This window comes from Cupriavidus sp. WS (assembly GCF_000395345.1).
GTDB lineage: Bacteria > Pseudomonadota > Gammaproteobacteria > Burkholderiales > Burkholderiaceae > Cupriavidus > Cupriavidus basilensis_B.
This window is the reverse complement of the sequence record NZ_AQPL01000687.1, coordinates 1-1,777: the sequence shown is the minus strand read 5'-3', so window position 1 is coordinate 1,777 and position 1,777 is coordinate 1. Positions and strand designations below refer to the sequence as shown.

Below are 1,777 nucleotides of genomic sequence, written 5' to 3'. Positions count from 1 at the left end.
TGAAAGGCCTCCTGAAAAGTGGAGCCGGAGGCCTCCCCGCGGGGGAGAACCCCCAGCGGGTGATGGAATGCCGCGTTAGCAGCGATGAAGTCGCGTGTCAGTACTCAAGATCACCGCAACCGGCCGGGCAGCAATCCCGATCGATGCCGTGCATGCAAATGCCGTTTTCGGCATTCCAGTCCTGAGTCTCCTGCCTTTCGGCGGGTGTTGCGTAGTCCCCGTATTCCTCTGCTATCTGCAGGGCATATGCCTGCTGATGCTCGGGTAACCGATGTACTTGCGCGTCAACTTCTGAACTGAACCGTTCCACGTACCAGTCGTGAGACTGTCCGCAGCCATGGATGGCTTGCTTGGCAGCCGTCTCGCAGACAGCCCGCCACGCGGTTTCATCCAGTGCGGAACGGTGGGTATCTGAAGCGATGTTGGACATGATGGAGACCTCCAAAGAAAAGGCCAGGGTCTCCCCCGCATGGGGAAAGAACCCCGGCGGGTGGATGAAGAACACCGCGGATGCGGCGTCTGCGATCACGCAGGTTGCAGTTCGGCCTGGCGGCTCCACTCCTGGGTCTTGAAGTCCAGCGCGTAGCCAAGTTCGCCCAGGCGAACGATCTGCGCGCGCAGGGTGCGGCGGTCGATGGTCGAATCCAGCTTTACGGATTCTCCCAGCGGCCACAGCAGGCCGAACAGTGCAGCGTCGCCATCTTCGGTGCTGCCGGGGGCAGCAGCCGCAGCGGGTGTCGGCGCATCCACACCGAAGGGCGTGGTATCGACCAGCGGGTCCGCAGACGCCAGCACGGGTGCGGGCTTGGCGGGCCTGGATGTTTTGGCAGGTTTGGCCGGCGTTGCCGCAGGCTGCGTCCCTTGCTCTTCGTCAAGGGGATCGACCTCCTGGGTGGCGAAGCTCCGGGCCTCGTCACGGCTCAGTTTGTCGATGCCGTTGAGCGTCATACCGTCGAGGTTGGCGCGAACTTCAAACCGCGCGCCGCCCGCGACCGGATAGGACTTGGCGAAGATATAGCGAATGACGAATTCCCCGTCGTACTTGCCTTCGGGGTACTGCTCCAGCTCCGCGTCCTTGACGGCGAACTCGCCGATGGGGGTGGTCAGACGACCGACCGTGAACGGGCCGTTCTTGCCGCGGATGGTCCGCAACGTGAGCTGGCCCGGGACGACGATGGGCAGGACTGATCTCGTAGGTGCCGATGTGGCTGCCATGATGGTTCTCCTTGGGAAATAGGAAAAAGGCAAGGCCCCGTGAGGGGCCATGCCGGATCAGAACGAAGCAGCCAGTTCCGGCTCCTGCTCCTCGGCTTCACCTTCCGGCTCGCGCTCGGCGGGTTCGGCAGATTGGTCGGCAGCGATTTCGGCGGCAACCTCGGCTTCGGGCGCGGGTGCGTCCTCGGCCTGCGGCGCCTCGGCTTGCGCCTGGCTCGTCGGATAGACCTGGGTGCCGTCGATCTTGATGAGACCGATGTGGACCAGCGTCGATTCAAGGCTCGCTCCCGGTTCCCCGGCGCGCTCGCCTTTGGTGCGGATGTACGGATCGATCTTCATGTCGTTCAGACGGAAGGCGATCAGCACCTTGCGGTCCCCTTCGATGGCCTGCACGCACCGGCGAACCAGGTGCTCGGCTTCAGGGGTAGCGACGATGGTGTCGAAGTACCGATATTCCGGTTCACCGACAGGCCCGGCCAGCGCCGCGACGCTGCACGACAGGAACGGATCGCCATCCTTGCGGGTGACGTCCTTCGGACGGCTGAGGTAGCCGATGCCGCGG

General features: G+C 63.9%; 3 protein-coding genes. All 3 read right to left on the bottom strand.

The genetic code is table 11. The features are described 5' to 3' along the window. Window positions 1-97: 97 nt before the first annotated feature. The gene (locus K206_RS0136550) at window positions 98-430 is read right to left on the bottom strand and encodes a hypothetical protein (RefSeq protein ID WP_003460300.1); all 333 of its coding nucleotides are present in this window, start codon (window positions 428-430) and stop codon (window positions 98-100) included. A 95-nt stretch (window positions 431-525) separates the two neighbouring features. Then, window positions 526-1,215 carry a DUF3275 family protein gene (locus tag K206_RS0136545; protein WP_003290199.1) on the bottom strand — a complete coding sequence of 230 codons (690 nt, stop codon included), beginning with the start codon at window positions 1,213-1,215 and terminating at the stop codon, window positions 526-528. Window positions 1,216-1,272: 57 nt separating this feature from the next. After that, the coding region (locus K206_RS0136540; RefSeq protein ID WP_020207154.1) for a DUF3577 domain-containing protein at window positions 1,273-1,777 on the bottom strand (505 nt) is incomplete at its 5' end.

Excerpts from the sequence above, each read along its gene's own strand:
- K206_RS0136550 (WP_003460300.1), bottom strand. The coding sequence starts at position 430 with ATGTCCAACATCGCTTCAGATACCCACCGTTCCGCACTGGATGAAACC.
- K206_RS0136545 (WP_003290199.1), bottom strand. The coding sequence starts at position 1,215 with ATGGCAGCCACATCGGCACCTACGAGATCAGTCCTGCCCATCGTCGTC.